At 38.3% G+C, this 19419-nt stretch carries 18 protein-coding genes; all 18 read left to right on the top strand.

Annotated features, from left to right (window positions below):
* The first annotated feature begins 44 nt into the window (after positions 1-44).
* Positions 45-764 carry a dockerin type I domain-containing protein gene (locus BLP46_RS01855; RefSeq protein WP_092974722.1) on the top strand — a complete coding sequence of 240 codons (720 nt, stop codon included), beginning with the start codon at positions 45-47 and terminating at the stop codon, positions 762-764.
* A 163-nt stretch (positions 765-927) separates the two neighbouring features.
* The gene (locus tag BLP46_RS01850) at positions 928-1377 is read left to right on the top strand and encodes a MarR family winged helix-turn-helix transcriptional regulator (RefSeq protein WP_092974719.1); all 450 of its coding nucleotides are present in this window, start codon (positions 928-930) and stop codon (positions 1375-1377) included.
* Positions 1378-1390: 13 nt separating this feature from the next.
* Positions 1391-3139 (top strand): ABC transporter ATP-binding protein, encoded by a 1749-nt coding sequence (locus BLP46_RS01845; protein WP_092974716.1) that lies wholly within the window; start codon positions 1391-1393, stop codon positions 3137-3139.
* 1 nt (position 3140) lies between these two features.
* Positions 3141-5039 (top strand): ABC transporter ATP-binding protein, encoded by a 1899-nt coding sequence (locus tag BLP46_RS01840; protein WP_092974713.1) that lies wholly within the window; start codon positions 3141-3143, stop codon positions 5037-5039.
* Between the two features lie 93 nt (positions 5040-5132).
* On the top strand, positions 5133-6035 hold the full coding sequence (locus tag BLP46_RS01835; RefSeq protein ID WP_092974710.1) for a ComEC/Rec2 family competence protein: 903 nt from the start codon (positions 5133-5135) through the stop codon (positions 6033-6035).
* A 1-nt stretch (position 6036) separates the two neighbouring features.
* Positions 6037-6252 (top strand): DUF3006 domain-containing protein, encoded by a 216-nt coding sequence (locus tag BLP46_RS01830; protein ID WP_092974707.1) that lies wholly within the window; start codon positions 6037-6039, stop codon positions 6250-6252.
* 174 nt (positions 6253-6426) lie between these two features.
* Positions 6427-7980 carry a pectate lyase family protein gene (locus tag BLP46_RS01825; protein WP_092974704.1) on the top strand — a complete coding sequence of 518 codons (1554 nt, stop codon included), beginning with the start codon at positions 6427-6429 and terminating at the stop codon, positions 7978-7980.
* Positions 7981-8300: 320 nt separating this feature from the next.
* A complete protein-coding gene (gene ispD / locus BLP46_RS01820) occupies positions 8301-8996 on the top strand; it encodes a 2-C-methyl-D-erythritol 4-phosphate cytidylyltransferase (protein WP_092974701.1) in 696 nt (231 codons plus the stop codon).
* A 1-nt stretch (position 8997) separates the two neighbouring features.
* Positions 8998-10047 carry a galactitol-1-phosphate 5-dehydrogenase gene (locus BLP46_RS01815; RefSeq protein WP_092974698.1) on the top strand — a complete coding sequence of 350 codons (1050 nt, stop codon included), beginning with the start codon at positions 8998-9000 and terminating at the stop codon, positions 10045-10047.
* Positions 10048-10079: 32 nt separating this feature from the next.
* A complete protein-coding gene (locus BLP46_RS01810) occupies positions 10080-10736 on the top strand; it encodes a ribulose-phosphate 3-epimerase (RefSeq protein WP_318259405.1) in 657 nt (218 codons plus the stop codon).
* A gap of 17 nt (positions 10737-10753) precedes the next feature.
* Positions 10754-12529, top strand: a complete 1776-nt coding sequence (locus BLP46_RS01805) for a CDP-glycerol glycerophosphotransferase family protein (RefSeq protein WP_092974692.1) — start codon at positions 10754-10756, stop codon at positions 12527-12529.
* 208 nt (positions 12530-12737) lie between these two features.
* The gene (infC, locus tag BLP46_RS01800) at positions 12738-13292 is read left to right on the top strand and encodes a translation initiation factor IF-3 (RefSeq protein WP_092974802.1); all 555 of its coding nucleotides are present in this window, start codon (positions 12738-12740) and stop codon (positions 13290-13292) included.
* A 22-nt stretch (positions 13293-13314) separates the two neighbouring features.
* Positions 13315-13512, top strand: a complete 198-nt coding sequence (rpmI, locus tag BLP46_RS01795; protein WP_092974689.1) for a 50S ribosomal protein L35 — start codon at positions 13315-13317, stop codon at positions 13510-13512.
* A 45-nt stretch (positions 13513-13557) separates the two neighbouring features.
* Positions 13558-13908 (top strand): 50S ribosomal protein L20, encoded by a 351-nt coding sequence (gene rplT / locus BLP46_RS01790; RefSeq protein WP_092974686.1) that lies wholly within the window; start codon positions 13558-13560, stop codon positions 13906-13908.
* 62 nt (positions 13909-13970) lie between these two features.
* Positions 13971-14753: a TrmH family RNA methyltransferase gene (locus BLP46_RS01785; RefSeq protein ID WP_092974683.1), complete on the top strand. Its 783-nt coding sequence runs from the start codon at positions 13971-13973 to the stop codon at positions 14751-14753.
* Positions 14750-15994, top strand: coding sequence for a DNA-processing protein DprA (gene dprA, locus BLP46_RS01780; protein WP_092974680.1), 1245 nt, complete (start codon positions 14750-14752; stop codon positions 15992-15994). Before BLP46_RS01785 ends, dprA begins: the two co-directional genes overlap by 4 nt.
* A 14-nt stretch (positions 15995-16008) precedes the next feature.
* Positions 16009-18099 (top strand): type I DNA topoisomerase, encoded by a 2091-nt coding sequence (topA, locus tag BLP46_RS01775; RefSeq protein ID WP_092974677.1) that lies wholly within the window; start codon positions 16009-16011, stop codon positions 18097-18099.
* Positions 18099-19418 carry a methylenetetrahydrofolate--tRNA-(uracil(54)-C(5))-methyltransferase (FADH(2)-oxidizing) TrmFO gene (gene trmFO / locus BLP46_RS01770; RefSeq protein ID WP_092974674.1) on the top strand — a complete coding sequence of 440 codons (1320 nt, stop codon included), beginning with the start codon at positions 18099-18101 and terminating at the stop codon, positions 19416-19418. Before topA ends, trmFO begins: the two co-directional genes overlap by 1 nt.
* Position 19419 lies beyond the last annotated feature (1 nt).

Genomic DNA, 19419 nt, shown 5'->3' with positions numbered 1-19419 from the left:
CTCCGTTTCGGCAATAATACTTTTATCGAAACGGAGGCTTTTTTATGAAAAAATCAAAACTGTTTAATTCCATTGCGGCAATCATTGTTTCAATTTCAATAATGCTTTCATCAATATTTTCGGTGGCGGCATTTGATACAGAATATATAAGCGAAGACGGAATGAAATTGGCTTACAGAATTATTAACGGATATTCAAAGCTTTCCGCCGAAAAGGGACTTACAAACTTTAAAACTTCGGCAGTTTATTGCGGCCTTGACATAACAAAACCATACCTGATTACCCTTGCAGGATATTTCTATATTACAAACGGTGTTGATATCGACAGGGCATCGGGCGACAACGAATACACTGTCACCACTATATATAATCTTGATAAATTCCTCAAAAAAATGGGTGTAAAAAATGAACGTGCAGCACAATTAAAGTCTGAATTGGAAAATCAGAATGTTCAGATTTTGCTTTCACTTGACACAGCCGGTCTTTATATCATTAAAAGTGACGAACAATTCAGCAAGTCCCTCTTAAAAGATGAAAAAGTCGATTTTGTACTCTCGGGTGGGGGAATGCCGTCGTCTATGAAAGATTTAAACTTTGACGGCAAATCGGATAAAAACGATTGCGAACTGATTCAGAAATATCTTGCAGGAGAGCTTGTTTATGACGATAATGATAAAAATGAGTATATAAAATTTGCCTGCGACATAAACGGCGATAAAGAGATTAATATTGTTGATGTTACCGAACTTCAACTTGACGGGTAAACTTTTGCGGCAGGACAGTTTTAAAACTGTTCTGCTGTTTAAAAAATTACAAAAAATCCTCTTGACATTATTTTTTAAAATGCTATAATACTATCACAAATTAGTTTTATATCAAACAATTAAGTATCGAACTGTTTAATATAAAACAACCGGAGATGATGTTATGTGCAATGACACTATGATTGATTCAATTGGTCATGAGCTTAAGGCAATCAATCATATTTTGCAGAGAAAGATGTTTCAGACTGCGGCGGATGCCGGAATTGACAGGGTTACTATAATGCACGGCTGGATAATAGGGTATCTTTATTGCCACCAGGAAATTGATGTGTATCAAAGGGATATAGAGAGTAATTTTGCGATTTCCCGTTCAACCGTCACCAATATATTGAAACTGATGGAAAAGAAGGGATACATAATCAGACAGTCGGTTGACACTGATGCAAGACTTAAAAAAATAGTTTTGACCGAAAAGGGAAAGCTTATTAATTCCAAGATTGAGAAAGCTATTGAGGAAAATGAAAACAGATTCAACAGTGTTCTGACTTCTGATGAACGTCAGCAGTTTATTTATCTTGTCCGAAAACTAAGGCACGGACTTGAAAGTAATTAGTAGGAGAATGACTATGATAAAAACATTGAGTAAACATATTAAGGGATACGTAAGAGATTCCGTAATTACTCCCTTGTTTATGATTCTTGAGGTAATAATGGAAACTATTGTTCCGTTTGTTATGTCATCAATGATAGACGACGGTATTAATAAGGGAGATATGAACCACATACTTTTGACAGGTTCTATTATGGCTTTGTGCGCTGTGTTGGGATTGTTCGGCGGCACAATGGGCGGTATTTTCGGAGCAAGAGCCTCGGCAGGATTTGCCAAGAACCTGAGACAGGCTATGTTTGAAAATATTCAGAGCTTTGCATTTGCAAATATTGACAAGTATTCTACCGCAGGTCTTGTAACACGTATGACTACCGATGTTACCAACCTTCAGAATGCATATCAGATGCTTTTGCGTATTTGCTTCAGAGCGCCAGTAAGCTTGATTTGCGCAATGACAATGACATTTATTATTAATGCAAAACTTGCCAGCGTATATCTTATTGCAATTATCTTTTTGGGCATTATTCTTGCTTTCCTTATCACAAAAACATATAAGTATTTTAACAAAGTTTTTGAAAAATACGACGAACTCAACGCAAGCGTTCAGGAAAATGTTACTTCAATTCGCGTTGTAAAGGCTTTTGTGCGTGAAGAACACGAAATCAAAAAATTCGATAAAGCCGCATATAATCTATATAAATTGTTTGTTAAGGCAGAAAACGCAATGGTTTCTGTTTCGCCGATTATGATGCTTACTGTTTACGGCTCAATCATCGCAGTCAGCTGGCTCGGTGCAAATATGATTGTCGGCAGTGAACTTACAACAGGTGAGCTTACAAGTATGCTTACATATTGTATGAACATACTTATGAGCTTGATGATGCTTGCATTTATTTTTGTAATGCTTACAATGAGCCTTGCAAGCGCAAGACGTGTTGCCGGCGTGCTTAATGAAAAGTCAATTCTTACAAATCCTCAAAATCCTGATTATAACGTTGAAAACGGAAGCATTGATTTTGAAAATGTATATTTCAGCTATAATAAAACAGCTGAAAAACCTGTGCTCAGCGATATTAACCTTTCAATTAAATCAGGCGAGACTATCGGAATTATTGGCGGAACGGGCAGTTCTAAAACAAGCTTGGTAAATCTTATCGGCAGACTTTATGATGTTAATGAAGGATGTGTAAAGGTAGGCGGCAAAGATGTTCGCTCATATGACCTTGAAACTCTCAGAAACGAAGTAGCCGTTGTTCTTCAAAACAATGTTTTGTTTAGCGGAACAATACTTGATAACATGCGCTGGGGCAATGAGAATGCAACCGATGAGGAGTGTATTAACGCCTGCAAACTTGCTTTTGCAGATGATTTTATACAAAGCTTTCCGGAAAAATATAACACAAAGATTGAACAGGGCGGTACAAATGTTTCAGGCGGACAGAAACAACGTTTGTGCATTGCAAGGGCATTGCTGAAAAAGCCTAAGATTCTTATTCTTGATGACTCAACAAGTGCTGTTGACACTTCCACAGACGCGAAAATCCGCAAGGCATTCAGAGATGAAATTCCGAACACAACCAAAATAATAATTTCTCAAAGAATTTCAAGTGTTGAGAATGCCGACAGAATCGTTGTTATGGATGACGGTATAATAAATGCAGTCGGAACTCATGACGAACTTGTAAAATCCTGCGATATATATAATGAAATATATTCTGCTCAGACGAGCGGAAGCGGAGATTTTGACCAGAAAGGAGAGCTGTAATATGCCGGGACCAAATCGCAGAAATCGAAACCAACCACGTCCAAAGGTTAACAATCCTTTCAAAACCCTCAAAAGACTTTTGGGCATAATTTTTAAACGCTATAAAATTCATATGCTCTTTGTACTTATTTGCATTGTAGTAAGCGTGCTTGCAAACGTTCAGGGAACTTTGTTTATTCAAAGTCTTATAGACGACTATATCACGCCTATGCTCAGCCAGCCTACTCCTGACTTTACACCATTGCTTATGGCTATTGTAAGAGTAGCGTGCTTCTACCTGATTGGTGCAGGTGCGGCATATGCCCAGGCAAAAATTATGGTATATGTTACTCAGGGCACTATGAAAGACTTAAGAAGTGAGATTTTCTCACATATGGAAAGTCTTCCTATAAAGTACTTTGATACTCACCCTCACGGCGATATTATGAGTGTATATACAAACGACATTGATACACTGCGCCAAATGATAAGTCAAAGTTTGGTTCAGGTGTTTAACAGCGTTATTACAATAATATCAACACTTGCGAGTATGATTTTCTTAAGTATTCCGCTTACAGGCGTAACTCTTGTAATGGTTGTGGTTATGCTGTTCATTACAAAGAATATCGCAGGCAAGAGCGGCAAATACTTTGTTGCTCAGCAAAATGACCTTGGTACCGAAAACGGATATATCGAAGAGATGATGAACGGTCAAAAGGTTGTAAAGGTGTTTAATCACGAGAAAAAGAGTATTGAAGAATTTAAAGAATTAAATGACAAGTTGTTTAAAAGCTCATATAACGCTAATAAATTTGCAAACATTCTTATGCCGATAAATGCACAAATCGGAAACATCAGCTATGTTTTGTGCGGCATCATCGGCGGCGCACTTGCACTTTCGGGCGCGACGGGATTAACACTTGGTAAACTTGTCAGCTTCCTGTCATTTAACAAAAGCTTCAGCCAACCGATAAACCAGGTAAGCCAGCAGTTTAACTCAATCATTATGGCTCTTGCCGGAGCAGAAAGAATTTTTAATCTTCTTGACGAGAAGAGTGAAGATGACAACGGCTATGTTACTCTTGTAAATGCAAAGAAAGAAAACGGCAAACTTGTTGAAACAAACGAGCACACAGGTCTTTGGGCTTGGAAGCATATCCATCAGGCAACCGGAGAAGTTGAATACAAAGAGCTTCAGGGTGCACTTGTAATGGATGATGTTGACTTTGGTTATACCGATGATAAAATAGTTCTTCACAACATTGATTTGTACGCAAAACCGGGACAAAAAATTGCTTTTGTAGGTTCAACGGGCGCCGGTAAGACTACCATAACAAACCTCATAAACCGCTTCTATGATATTCAGGACGGTAAGATTCGTTATGACGGCATCAATGTAAACAAAATCAAAAAATCCGATTTGCGCCGTTCTCTCGGTATAGTATTGCAGGATACACATTTGTTTACCGACACAATAATGGAAAATATTCGTTACGGTCGTCTTGACGCTACCGACGAAGAAGTTATTGCAGCTGCAAAACTTGCAAACGCTGACAGCTTTATAAGAAGACTTCCCGACGGTTATAATACGGTAATTAAGTCCGACGGCGGCAATCTTAGCCAAGGTCAGAGACAGATGCTTGCAATCGCCAGAGCAGCTGTTGCAGACCCGCCTGCTTTGATTCTTGACGAAGCAACAAGTTCAATTGATACCCGTACCGAAAAGATGGTTCAGGACAGTATGGATAAGCTTATGCAGGGCAGAACCACATTTGTAATTGCTCACAGACTTTCAACCGTTAAAAATTCGGACTGCATTATTGTATTGGAGCACGGACGTATAATTGAACGCGGTACGCATGACCAGTTAATTGAGCAAAAGGGCAGATATTATCAGCTTTATACAGGAAAAACAGCATAATTAAGTTGCTGTTTGTATGCGGAGCGGCTGAAACCGCTCCGCATTTTTGCTACATGACAGATTTGCGCTTGCTGTTTTATTTGAGGTGTTATAATGGTTAAAAAGAATTATAAATTTAATAAAATATTAGTAATATTTTTGTCTATAATGTTGACTTTCTTGTGCTCGTGTGATTTAATATTAGACAATAATACAAATAATGATATATCTTGTGATTCCGTAAATTCACTTTCGGTACACTTTCTTGACGTGGGTCAGGGAGATTCGATTTTTATAGAATTACCAAATTCGCAAACTATGCTGATTGATGCGGGGGAAAATTATCACGGCGAAGGTATCATAAATTATATTAAAAACTGCGGTTACTCAAAGATAGATTACCTTGTTGCAACGCATCCTCACTCAGACCATATCGGTTCAATGGCGTACATAGTACGAAATTTTGAAATAGGCGAAATTTATATGCCAAAAGTAAGTACAACAACCGCAACATATGAAAATCTATTAAATTCAATCTCTAAAAAAGGTTTAAAAATCAAATCTGCCGCAGCGGGAATGAACATAACATATTTTGATGATTTTACTGCGGACATAATAGCTCCGGAAGAGATTGATGAGAAAAATCTTAATAACAGCTCAATTGTTATTAAGATGACTTTAGGCAATAAATCTTTTTTATTTATGGGTGATGCCGAAAAATCTGAAATTAATTCAATAACTGCCGATGTATCCGCAGATGTTCTCAAGGTAGGACATCACGGAAGCAGAACTTCTACTACTGCTGATTTTTTAGAAAGGGTGCAGCCGTCTATTGCAGTGATTTCGTGTGGTATTAACAATGATTACGGTCATCCGCACGAAAGCACATTAAAATTTTTAAATGATATAAATTGTGAGATTTATCGTACAGATAAAGACAAAACTATTACTGTGACAACCGACGGCAATACTCTTAATGTTCAGACAAACGGAATCTCAATTGAAAGGGCGAAGTGATATGAAAAAATTTATAGTTGACAGGATAGAAGAAACCAAGGCGGTTTTAGAGTGTGAAAACGGCGACATTATAAGTCTTGAAAAGTCTGTTTTGCCAAAAAATATTGCTGAGGGTGATATTTTATATTTTGAAGAAGGCAGTTATTTTTTAAATGAAGCAGAGACTCAAAAGCGCAGAGATAAAATAAAAAAACTGATGGATTCATTGTTTGAATAATAAAAAAACTTCAAAGCCAGTAAATTTGATGTATGAAATAAATCTAATGCCGGTTTAGTCTTGCTCATTTTATGCCTTCTGATTAATTCTATGACGAGGAGGGATATTTTTAATCATTGATTCAGCAGAACGGTAACATTTTTTCTATTAAATATTTGTGAAAGGAAATATAAAATGGGTGACTCTAATATTAATGAAGCAATAACATCAACAGATAATGATGTTAGCTATGTAACACCGGAACAGTTTGGTGCTGTTGGCAACGGTGTTAATGATGATACTGAGGCCTTAAAAGCTATGTTTTCTGCTGCACAAACTTCCGGGCAACAGGTTGTGCTTAAAAGCGGATGTACATATCTGATAAGTGAAGAATTAGAATATACAGTTGCCAAAGCTAATTTCAACGGAAATTGGGCAACAATAAAAGTTGCAGACAGTGTTTCACAAACAAACAGACTTAATTCTGTTATTAATATTAAAGTTCTCGGTGGAATTGATGCCAGGTATAATATGGGCAGTTTTTGTAATTTGATAATTGACTGTAACTTAGGAAGAGCTACGCATGCTATTCGTATAGATAATGAAGGAAAGACAAACTATTCACATATCTTTGTAAAAAATCCTGCTGTATACGGTATTCGCTCTTATGGCGGTAATGAGGCGTCATTTACATATATACACGGTTGTCGGAGCGGTATTTCCGAGCCTGCGGTGTCTGTGGAGATTAAGAAGTCTGCGGGTGCTGAGGGCTCCAATCAGCCCCCGGATCGAAGACTGTGTTCAACAATGTTGTACCTTGGTTGTGCAGATACCTATGTCAGTGATTGCGTGGCTGTTGATTTTGAAAATGGTTTTCTTACCGGTGCGGCAGATAACCATTTTAATAAATGTCATGCATGGTGTGCATATAATGAAAATATAATGCAATATGCAACTTCGTTTGTAATTTGGGGCGGTGTTGCAACATTTACTCAGTGTATGGTTGACAGCACTAAATACGGATTTGAATTTTTTAATGCCGGCAGAGCAATGATAACAAATTGCTTAAATGGATATAACTCAGTATACATTAATCCTAGCAGTAATCCTAGCAGTGATTCTAGCAGTGGTTCTAGCAGTGGTTCTGCTCATAAATTTGGTTCACCGTATGTACTGTATTATGCAACCAAAGAGTTAACTGCTAAGTACAAGTCCACAAACAGAGGTACGGGAACAGTAGTAACTAATTGCAAATTTAAGTCTCCCTTTACTTCAGAGAGCGGAATTACATGCAAATTTGATAATCTCGGCAATACAGGTGACGGATTGGTAAGTATTGATTATAGACCCTTGGGTTTGGATAGTGTACACGTTACGGCTCTTGATGATCTTAGTCGCATGGTTAACGGTGAAAAAGTAGTTACTCCAAATACTAATCAGGTTAGTATGGTGAAATCTTCAAAGTGTCGGTACATCGGACATAACGGTATTATTAATGCACATTTAATTATAGTATTGAACCAATGCACACTTGAAAACAACACGTCGATTCATATAACCGATATGCCTTTTGCCAATGCAGGTGACAAAGAAATTGTTGTTGGTGTAACTTCCAAAGGTACTTTGCTCAAGGCTGCAATGGAAACCAATTCGACTGCTTTTTCAATTACTTCATTATCCGGTGATGCGGTGAATTTTGCTGATGATGAAGAGATACATTTTAATTTAACATATAAATACAATGAATAATTTTAGCATTTAAAAAGTATATTCCGTATAATAGTAAATTTGGGGATATGTTTGGTTAAGCTTATTGGGTATGAGATTCATATTTTAAAAGCTTATGCCAAACATATCCTTTGCTTTTTGTGTTTATTGATGTTAATCAAAATAAATTCACAGAAATTTATTGTTATCCAATGGTGAAATGCACAATGTCTTGTGTATGTATTGACAAAAAACCAATATATGTGTTATCATACAAATAATTATAATTGATATAATTATGTATAAATGTAGTATACAAGTTAATAAAATAGATTATGATATATTAAGATGTGGAGGATTTTATGAATACTGCGATTATACTTGCAGGCGGCGTGGGAAGCCGAATGGGCGCAGACAGACCAAAGCAGTTTTTGATGGTTCAGGACAAGCCCATAATTTCCTACTGCTTTGATATTTTTCAAAATCACGATGAAATTGATAAAATCGTTGTCGTAGTAAATGAAAAATGGCAAGACTTTGTAGAGGAGTATGCAAAAAAGTACGGTGTTACCAAAATTTGCGGTTATGCACCCGCAGGAGAAACAAGACAACACTCAATTTATAATGGATTAAAGTGCATTGACAAAAACGCACATGATACTGATATTGTTATTGTTCACGATGCGGCTCGTCCCCTTGTCTCAAATCAAATTATCTCTGATTGCATAAAAGGTGCAAAAGAGTGCGACGGAGCAATGCCGGTTATTTCGGTTAAAGACACAGTGTATCAAAGTGCTGACGGAATGCAGATTGACCGTCTGCTAAAGAGAAGCGAATTGTTTGCCGGACAAGCTCCCGAAAGTTTTGACTTTAAGAAATATTATAAGATACATAACGAAGTTTCAGACGATGAGATTGCACTTACTGCTGGAAGCAGTGAGATTGCGTATCGCCACGGAATGAAAATCCGTATGGTTAAGGGCAGTGAGAGAAATTTAAAAATCACAACCGTTGAGGACCTTGAAACCTTTGAAACTATTTTGAAAGGTGTGAATTAATATGGATAAAATGAAAGCCAGAGTGCTTAAATCAGTCGGAAATCTTGAATATTGTGATTATCCTTTGCCTACGCTAAAGCCTTACGAAGTTTTATTCAGGGTAAAAGCCTGCGGAATCTGCGGTTCGGATATTCCGAGAATTTTTGTAAACGGAACATACCATTTTCCTACTATTCCGGGACACGAATTTTCCGGAGAAGTAGCTGCCGTTGCCGATGATAAATATAAAGACCTTGTCGGTATGAGAGCAACTGTTTTTCCGCTCATTCCTTGTATGAAATGTGAAAATTGCAATGATGGAAAATATGAAATGTGCAGAAGCTACGACTACCTCGGTTCAAGAAGCGACGGCGGTTTTGCCGAATATGTAAGAGTTCCCGTTTGGAACCTTGTTCCTATTCCTGATAATCTTTCGTTTGAGGCTGCCGCAGTAACGGAGCCGTGTGCCGTTGCACTCCACGCATTAAGACGTGCTCAGATTGAAATAGGCGATACTGTTGTCATCTACGGTCCCGGCACAATCGGAATGCTTCTTGCTCAGTGGGCAAGAGCATGGGGAGCAAAAGTTTTGCTTGTCGGAACGGACGTAAACAATTGGGATTTTGTTGAGAGTTTCGGATTCTTTGATTACTGCAATTCTTCTCATGAAGATCCTATTCAATGGGTAAAAGACAAAACAAACGGAGTCGGAGCAGACATTGCCGTTGAGGCTGTCGGCGTTCCTGTTACTGCCTGCAATTGTCTTGAATCTGTTGCAGGCGGCGGAAAGGTTTTGTTTGTCGGCAATCCGCACGGAGATTTTACTTTCCCGCAAAATACCTATTGGCAGATTTTAAGAAAACAGCTTACTATTTTCGGTACCTGGAATTCCAGCTACAAAGATACACACAAGAGCGATTGGAATATTGTTGTTGATGCAATGGCATCCGGCAAGATTGACGCAGAAAAACTTATTACACACAAATTTGACCTTGCAACAATGGACAAGGGTCTTGAAATTATGAGAGATAACACAGAATTTTTTGCAAAAATTATGGTGGTAAATAAGTAATTTAGAATGCGAGGTGTTGATTTTTGAGAGGTATGCTTTCTCCGTCGCTTATGTGCGCCGATATGCTAAACCTTCAGTCAGAAATTACAAAGCTTGATAATCTCGGCGTTGATTATATTCATCTTGATTTTATGGACGGAAAATTTGTTCCGAATGTTACGCTTGATTCAACAATTATCAGGGCTGTTAAAAATGTTATAAAAAACATTAAAAGAGATATTCACATTATGGCGTTTGAACCCGCACAATATTTTGATAAGATGAATATCGGCAAAGACGATATAGTTTCGGTTCATTATGAAGCGTGCCCTAATTTGCATGAAGTGATTCGAGAAATCCGTGTGTGCGGAGCTAATCCGTTTATAGCGATAAGTCCGGATACCAAGCCTGAAGTTCTTAAAGAGTATCTTAATGAAATTGACGGTATTGTGGTTATGACGGTTTATCCCGGCTTTGCGGGTCAGCCGATTGTCAAGGGCAGTTTTGAAAAAATAGCGGAAGTCAGAAAAATGATTGATGAAAGCTCGCTTAATATTATTCTTGAAGTTGACGGTCATGTCAGCTGGGATTTATGCTGCAAGATGCGTGAATGCGGCGCAGACTTGTTTGTAGCCGGTTCTTCTTCTATTTATCAAAGGGGTATAGAGCTTGAAGATGCCGTAAATAAAATGACAAGTCTGATTAATTAATTGTTTGGGGTGTATTTGTGCAATACGATATTAAGATAAGAGAAATGGTTATTCAAAAAAATAGGATGACGTTAACCATAACAGGCACTATTATTGATGAATCAATCAATTCCCATTTTTTATCTAAACCAAAGGTTATTTTACATTTTATTAACGAAAAAGAGGACAGACGTATTCCGTTTGTCCTTTCAAATGTTACCTATATTGACGGCAAGTGTTTCTTCTCGGGAAAATACACATATCAGCTCAATTTGCTCTTTTGGAAAACCCGAAAAGATTATCTGCCGTTTGATATGTATATTAATTTTAATTTTGCGGATTATTACCAAGAAAAAATTAGTATAGATATTATGCCCGAACTTTTTGAAACGGACGATAAGTGTTACGGCTACAAGTTTGAGGGAAATCATTTTAAATTTTTGCCGGATAAAACGAAAATTCTTCGCTCACCTGCATTAAGATTTGCGGTTCAATTTGTTAATTTCTGGCTTAAGTTTTTTGAATATGTTTTTGCAATCATAATGCTCCCTCTGTTTATGATAGACGGCTTGCTAAGAATTACTGATATAATTCAGATGCCTGCGCGATTTTGTGACGAGAGCCCGTTAAAACGTTATTTGGCATATGTGTTTTGGAAATTTTCAAAGGTTGCAACCTTAAAGGTAGCACTTTGGACAGCCAAAAGATATATATTTAAACGCTGCTACGGTTTTTATAAGCTTTTTAATAAGGTTCATAACAACAGAATCACCTTTATATCATTAAGACGTGATGATATTTCCGGTAATTTTGCATTTGTTTATGATAAACTAAAAAATGTAGACGGACTGGATATAAATTTCATTTTGAATGACCACACTATTGCAGATATGTCATTCAAAGAAATTCGTTCCTTTACAAAGGCCTGTGCAACAAGTAAGGTCGTTGTGCTTGATGAGTTTACTCCGCAAATACATTATATAGATTTAAGACCTCAGACTAAGTTGATTCAGCTTTGGCACGCCTGCGGCGCATTTAAAACATTTGGATTTACAAGATTGTCAAAGCCCAAGGGCTCGCCGCAGACTACACGTAATCACCGCAGCTATGACTACGTTACCGTAAGTTCAACCTATTGCAAAAAATGTCATTCAGAGGGCTTTGGTATAGCAACAGACAATGTAGTTGCTACCGGTATTCCAAGAACAGATGTATTCTTTGACGATGCTTACAAAAAGCAGGCTCAGGAGAAATTCTATAAGGAACATCCAAACTTTAAGGGCAAAAAAATTGTCTTGTTTGCACCGACTTTCAGAGGTATGGTAAAGGAGACAGCTTTCTATCCTACCGAAATGTTTGACCTTGAAACGGTTTGCCAAAAACTGCCCGAAGATTATGTGTTTATTGTTAAGCACCATCCTTTTGTCAACGATGTGCAGCCAATTCCAAAGAAATATAAGGACAGAATTATAGATTTGTCGGAGGACAGCGAACTTAATGATTTGCTGTTTGTAACTGATGTTATAATCACCGATTATTCTTCCTTGGTATTTGAAGCTTCTTTGCTTGATATACCAATGGTTTTCTATGTATTTGACCTTGAAAAATACATTAATGAGCGTGATTTCTACTTTGATTTCAAGCTCTATGCACCGGGTAAAATCGTGTATTCACTTGAACAGCTTATTTCAGCGATAAGCACAAATGATTTTTGCACAGAACGCATTAAACCTTTTGCGGATATGTTCTTTGATTATCGTGACGGAAAATCAACCGAACGTGTTGTAAAATTGATTTGTGATAATTTAAAGTGATTTTAGATTTGTTTCTGAAACACAATCGGTTTAAAATTTAAATTTCGGCAATTATTAAATTTTGCTTGACAAAAAGATAATTAAGTAATATAATATATAACGCAAAATAAAGCAAAGCAGAAATGCTTTCACCTGTGGGGTGTCGTCTGCACGGGTCAATACGTAAATTTTTGTGTATTGTTATGCGGACGGAAGTATTTCTGTCCGCATTTATTATTTTAAGCTACTTTGGAGGTGCTTACCCATCGGCAAGAAAGATATTCAAATCAACGAAGAAATTCGCGACAAAGAACTTAGAGTAATCGGTTCTGACGGTCAACAGCTTGGAATTATGTCCGCTAAGGACGCTCTCAACCTTGCAGAGCAGAAAAACCTTGACTTGGTCAAAATTGCTCCGCAAAGCACTCCGCCCGTGTGCAAAATCATGGATTACGGAAAATATCGCTTTGAACAGGCAAAGAGAGAAAAAGAGGCAAGAAAAAATCAGCATATCGTCGATATAAAAGAAGTGCGATTGTCGCTTAACATTGATACTCACGATTTTAACACAAAGCTTAATAATGCGTTAAAGTTTATCAAACACGGCGACAAAGTAAAGGTTTCAATTCGTTTTCGCGGACGTGAAATGGGACATCCGGAAATCGGTCTTGAAACAATGAAGCGTTTTGCCGAAGCTTGCAGTGAAGTTGCTGTAATCGAGAAGCCTGCTAAGCTTGAAGGTCGTAATATGCTTATGTTTCTTGCGCCAAAGTTCAATAAGTAACCAATTAAGGGAGGATATTATAATGCCTAAAATTAAAACACACAGCGGTGCCAAAAAACGTTTTAAACTTTCAAAAAACGGTAAAGTTATCCGTGCTCACGCTAACAAAAGCCATATCTTAAATAAGAAGACTACTAAGCGTAAAAGAGGTTTGCGTCAGACAGCTGTTGCTGATAAGACAAATACCCCACAGATTAAGCGTCTTATTCCTTATAAATAATCTCGGCTTAACTAATTAATTCAACAAAATCGGAGGTAACATATAATGGCACGTGTAAAAGGTGCGATCATGACTCGCAAAAGAAGAAAAAAGACATTAAAGCTCGCTAAGGGCTATTGGGGTGCAAAATCAAGACACTTCAAAATGGCTAAACAGGCTGTTATGAAGTCCGGCAACTATGCGTTTATCGGACGTAAGCAGAGAAAGAGAGATTTCCGTCGCCTTTGGATTTCCCGTATTTCAGCCGCTTGCAAAGCAAATGGCACAAACTATTCAACATTTATGAACGGTCTTAAAAAAGCAGGCATCGTTTTGAACAGAAAGATGCTTTCTGAGATTGCAATTTCAGATCCTGCTGCTTTTACATCACTTGTTGAACAGGCAAAAAATGCTTAATTAGAATTATGTAACTGCGTTTGGGTAATCCCAAACGCATTTGCTGTTTTATGGAGAACGGTATGCTTATAATTTCAAGCAAAGATAATCAAAACATTAAAAATACTGTTAAATTAAAAAAGAGCGCAAAATACAGAAAACAATCAGGCTTGTTTTTGGCCGAAGGCTTGCGTGTCTGTTTTGACGCAATGCTGAGCGGCGCAAAAATTGAAACCTTGTTTGTTACTGAAAACGCATCCCAAAAACATTTTGAAAAATACAATCAGCTGTCAGAATATGCAGGTAAAACATTTGTCGTTACTCCTGAACTGTTTTCAATTATCAGCGATACTCAAACTCCACAGGGATTTTTGTGCGTTATAAAAGCACTTGACAAAACAAAACAGTTTGATACAATAAAAAATGGCGGAAAATTTCTTGCGCTTGATAATGTTCAGGATCCCAACAACCTCGGAACAATATTAAGGTCGGCAGAGGCATTCGGAATTTCGGGTGTTGTTATGTCGTCCGATTGCTGTGATATATACAGTCCAAAGGTTGTAAGGGGAAGTATGGGCGCAGTATTCAGACTCCCTTTCATTATATATCCGACCATAGCACAGTTTTTAAACGATAACCCCGCACTTAATTCATATGCTGCCGTTGTTGACAGCAAAGCCCAGAGCATAACAGACATTTGCTTTACAGAGCCTTGTGTCGCTGTTGTCGGTAATGAGGGCAACGGATTAAAAGATGAAACAATAATAGCTTGCAACAACAAGATTACAATTCCTATGAAAGGAAAGGCAGAATCACTCAACGCCTCAACGGCTGCTTCAATTATAATTTGGGAAATGATAAGATGATTTCAAAGAATGCAAAATTTTGGATATGGCTCACTCAGACCCTTGGATATAATACGCCAAAGGTCAAACGCCTATGTGAACTTTATCCCGATATTTCTCAATTTTGCCTTTCGGATAAAAGGGAATGGAAGTTTTGCGGCATACTTTCCGACGCCGATATTTCAAAACTTTCATCAACTTCATTTGATATATCACAGCAAATTATCGACAGATGTGATGAACTCGGATATGAAATACTGTGTATAGATGACCCAAAATATCCTAAATGCCTTTATAATATTGATACTCCGCCTGCGGTTATATATATCAGCGGAAATTTGCCCGATGTCGATAATCGCCTTACAATCGGAATAGTTGGCACACGCCGTGCAACTAAGTACGGACTTGACAATTCCTATAAAATCGGATATGCTTTGTCAAAATACGGCGTGGCAACCGTAAGTGGCGGTGCACTTGGAATTGATTGTGCATCTCACCGAGGCTCTTTGGCGGCGGACGGTGTAACGGTTTGTGTGCGCGGATGTGGGATAAATTGTTCCTATCTTAAAGAAAACGCAGGTATGCGAAAAGCAATAACAAAACGAGGAGCGGTTATTTCGGAATATCCGCCCGATGAATTTCCGCGCAATTATTATTTTCCTGCACGAAACAGAATTATTTCCGCATTGTCTGACGGTGTGGTGATAATAGAATCGGGTGTCAAGAGCGGTTCGCTGATTACAGCTTCTCTTGCGCTTGAACAAGGAAAAGAAGTCTTTGCGCTGCTTGGCAATAACAGTCCGCAGAATGAGGGTTCAAACAACAGAATAAAAGAGGGTACGGCAATACCGATAACCGATTTTATGGATATACTAAATGCCTTTGATAACCTTTACGCCACTGACGGAGAGGTTGACTTTGATAATATTTCTTTTGAGGATATTGAAGCCATTCCAGTAAAGGGCAAAAGTCCGTTTGCAAAGCGTCCCAAAACCTTTGTAAATAACAATAATATTCCAATAAAGAAAATTGTTGATAACTCAGATAATACTAAAAGCTTAAAAAAGCATCACAAAAAGAATTTAAATTTGAATATAACAGCTCAAAAAATATATGATTATATTTCAGAAGAGCCTGTTCATATAGATAAAATATCAAGTGATTTACAAATTCCTGTATTCAGGGTGTTAAGCTCGCTTACCGAGCTTGAGATGAAAGATCTTGTAACAGCCTTGCAGGGAAGAAGATATGTCATAAAATAATAGGAGGACAAATAATGTCAGATTTGGTAATTGTGGAGTCTCCTGCAAAAGCTAAGACAATCAAAAAATATCTCGGCAGCAATTACGATGTAGTTGCTTCAATGGGACATGTCCGTGACTTGCCTAAAGCTCGCCTGAGCGTTGATATAAAAAATGGATTTGCACCTAAATATGCTATAATAAAAGGAAAAGAAAAATTAGTCAAAGAACTTAAAGAATTGGCTGAAAAAAGCGATAACGTTTATCTCGCAACCGACCCTGATAGAGAGGGGGAAGCAATTTCATGGCATCTGGCTTATATTTTAGGTTTGCCGGATGATTATAATAAGCGAGTTGAATTTAACGAGATTACAAAAACGGGCGTAACCCACGGAATGGAAAATCCAAGGAAAATTAACATTGACCTTGTTAATGCTCAACAGGCACGCAGAATACTTGACCGCCTTGTGGGATATAAACTTAGTCCGTTTATCTCACAAAAAATACGCAGAGGTTTGTCCGCAGGACGTGTTCAGTCCGTGGCGCTTAAAATAATTGTTGACAGAGAAAATGAAATAAGAAAGTTCAAACCTGAAGAATATTGGTCAATCGACGCAAAATTTATTCCGAAAGGCAGCAGAAAATCATTTTCGGCAACTTTGTATTCTGATGAAAACGGAAAAATTAAAATTCAAAATCAGGAACAGGCTGAAAAAATTGAAGCCGATTTGGCAGATGCCGAATATACAGTGACAAAAGTCAGAAACGGTACACGAAAAAAATCTCCTGCACCGCCGTTTATCACTTCTACTCTTCAACAGGAGGCTTCTAGAAAGCTTGGCTTTCAGTCAAGAAGAACAATGAAGGTTGCTCAGGAGCTTTATGAAGGTGTTGATATTGAGGGAATGGGTGCAACAGGTCTTATTACCTATATGCGTACCGACTCTCTCAGAATTTCAAACGACGCAATTGCCGAGGTTACTAAGTTTATTGCAAGTGAATACGGTGAAGAATATTTGCCACCTAAGCCAAGATTCTTTAAGTCGAGAAATAATGCTCAGGACGGACACGAAGCAATCAGACCGTCAATGCCGAGCCTTACTCCGGAACAGGTTAAGAACAGCCTTACCTCAGACCAATACAAATTGTATAAACTTATTTGGAGCAGATTTACCGCTTCTCAGATGACAGAGTGTATTCAAAAGACAACACAGGCGGAAATTCAGGCAAACGGATATACATTTAAAGCTTCGGGATACTATGTTGATTTTCCGGGCTTTACCAAACTCTATATTGAGGGCAAAGATGAGGCAGAGGAAAAATCTTCTCAGCTCCCGGAGCTTAAAAAGGATATGCCCGTAAGATGTAAAGAACTTCAAAAGAATCAGCATTTCACGCAACCGCCCGCACGCTATACCGAAGCGTCGCTGATTAAGACTCTTGAGGAGTACGGAATCGGCAGACCTTCAACTTATGCGGCAACAATCACAACAATTACAAGCCGTGAATATGTAAAGCGTGAGGCAAAAAGCCTTGTTCCTACCGAGCTTGGCGAAGTAATTACACAGCTTATGAAGAAAAGATTTCCGAATATAGTTAATGTAAAGTTTACTGCACAAATGGAAGAAAACCTTGATGAGGTTGAAAACGGCAAGGAAGAGTGGCAGGAAGTTCTTGAAGATTTTTACGGCGATTTTGAAAAAACTCTAAAAGAAGCAAAGACTGCCATGGAGGGTGTAAAACTCAAACTCAAAGAGGATGAAACCGACATCATCTGCGAAAAATGCGGAAGAAGAATGGTTGTAAAAACAAGCAGATACGGAAAATTCATTGCTTGTCCCGGATATCCCGAGTGCAAAAATATTAAGAAATATGTTGAAAAAACCGGAGTGAAATGCCCTAAATGCGGCGGCGACGTAATTGTTAAACACACTAAGAACAAGAGAGTGTTCTATGGTTGTTCAAATTATCCGGAATGTGATTTTGTCAGCTGGAATGAACCGACTAACGAACGCTGTCCAAACTGCGGCGAAGTGCTTTACAAAAAGAAAGGCAAAAAGCCTGCATTGTATTGTGCAAAAGAGGGCTGCGGTTATACTAAAACGATAACAACGGAAGATAAATAATGTATATAAATGTAATAGGCGCAGGTCTTGCCGGGTGCGAAGCCGCAATGCAGATTGCATCACGAGGCATAGAAGTTCATTTATACGAAATGAAGCCTGCAAAAAAATCTCCTGCACACAAATCAGATATGTTCGGCGAACTTGTTTGTTCAAATTCCTTAAAGGCAATGCGGCTTGAAAGCGCAGCAGGACTTTTAAAGGAAGAAATGAGACGCCTCAATTCGTTTCTTATGAAGTGCGCTGACAAATGTCAGGTTCCCGCAGGCGGTGCGCTTGCCGTTGACAGAAACTTGTTTTCTGCTTATGTAACCGATGGCATTAAAAACAATCCGAATATAAAAATATACAGTGACGAAGTAACCGAAATCCCGTCGGACGCAATTACCGTCATTGCAACGGGACCTTTGACTTCCGACGCTCTTGCAGAGACGATAAAGCAAAGATTTGGCGATTCACTCTCGTTTTTTGACGCTGCGGCACCGATTGTAACCTCAGAAAGCATTGACCGTGACTTTTCTTTTTGCGCTTCCCGATATGACAGAGGCGGAGAAGATGATTACATTAACTGCCCTATGGACAAAGAAGAGTATCTAAGATTTTACAACGCTCTTGTCAATGCCGAGCGTGCACCTTTACATGATTTTGACGTTAATAATCCAAAGGTTTATGAGGGTTGTATGCCTGTTGAGGTAATGGCTCAGCGTGGCGAAAACACCTTGCGGTTCGGTCCTATGAAACCGGTCGGACTCGTTAATCCAAAGACAGGTCATCGTCCGTGGGCTGTTTTGCAGCTTCGCAAGGAAAATTCATCAGGCTCAATGTATAATCTTGTGGGATTCCAGACAAATCTCAAATTTCCTGAACAAAAGCGTGTATTTTCGCTTATTCCCGCACTTCACAAAGCTGATTTTGTAAGATACGGCGTTATGCACCGTAATACATTCCTAAATTCGCCAAAGGTTTTAAATGCTGATTTTTCTACAAAGGAAAATAAAAAACTTTTCTTTGCCGGTCAAATTACCGGTGTAGAGGGATATATGGAGAGTGCGGCGTCAGGTATAATCGCCGGAATAAATGCGTGCAGAGTTCTTGAAGACAAACAAACGTTAATTTTTCCACGGCAAACTATGCTTGGTGCATTATCGGATTATATTTCTGATTCAAGCGTAAAGAAGTTCCAGCCTATGGGAGCAAACTTCGGTGTGCTCCCCGAGTTAGAGAACAGACCTCGTGACAAACGTGAACGTGGTGCCGCTTATTCGGAACGTGCAATTAACACAATGGAAAGATTTATTTCCGATAACAATATTGAGGTATAAA

This window comes from Ruminococcus sp. YE282 (assembly GCA_900101355.1).
GTDB classification, from domain to species: domain Bacteria; phylum Bacillota; class Clostridia; order Oscillospirales; family Acutalibacteraceae; genus Ruminococcoides; species Ruminococcoides bromii_A.
The sequence above is the reverse complement of the archived record's forward strand: the minus strand, read 5'-3'. Positions and strand labels throughout refer to the sequence as shown.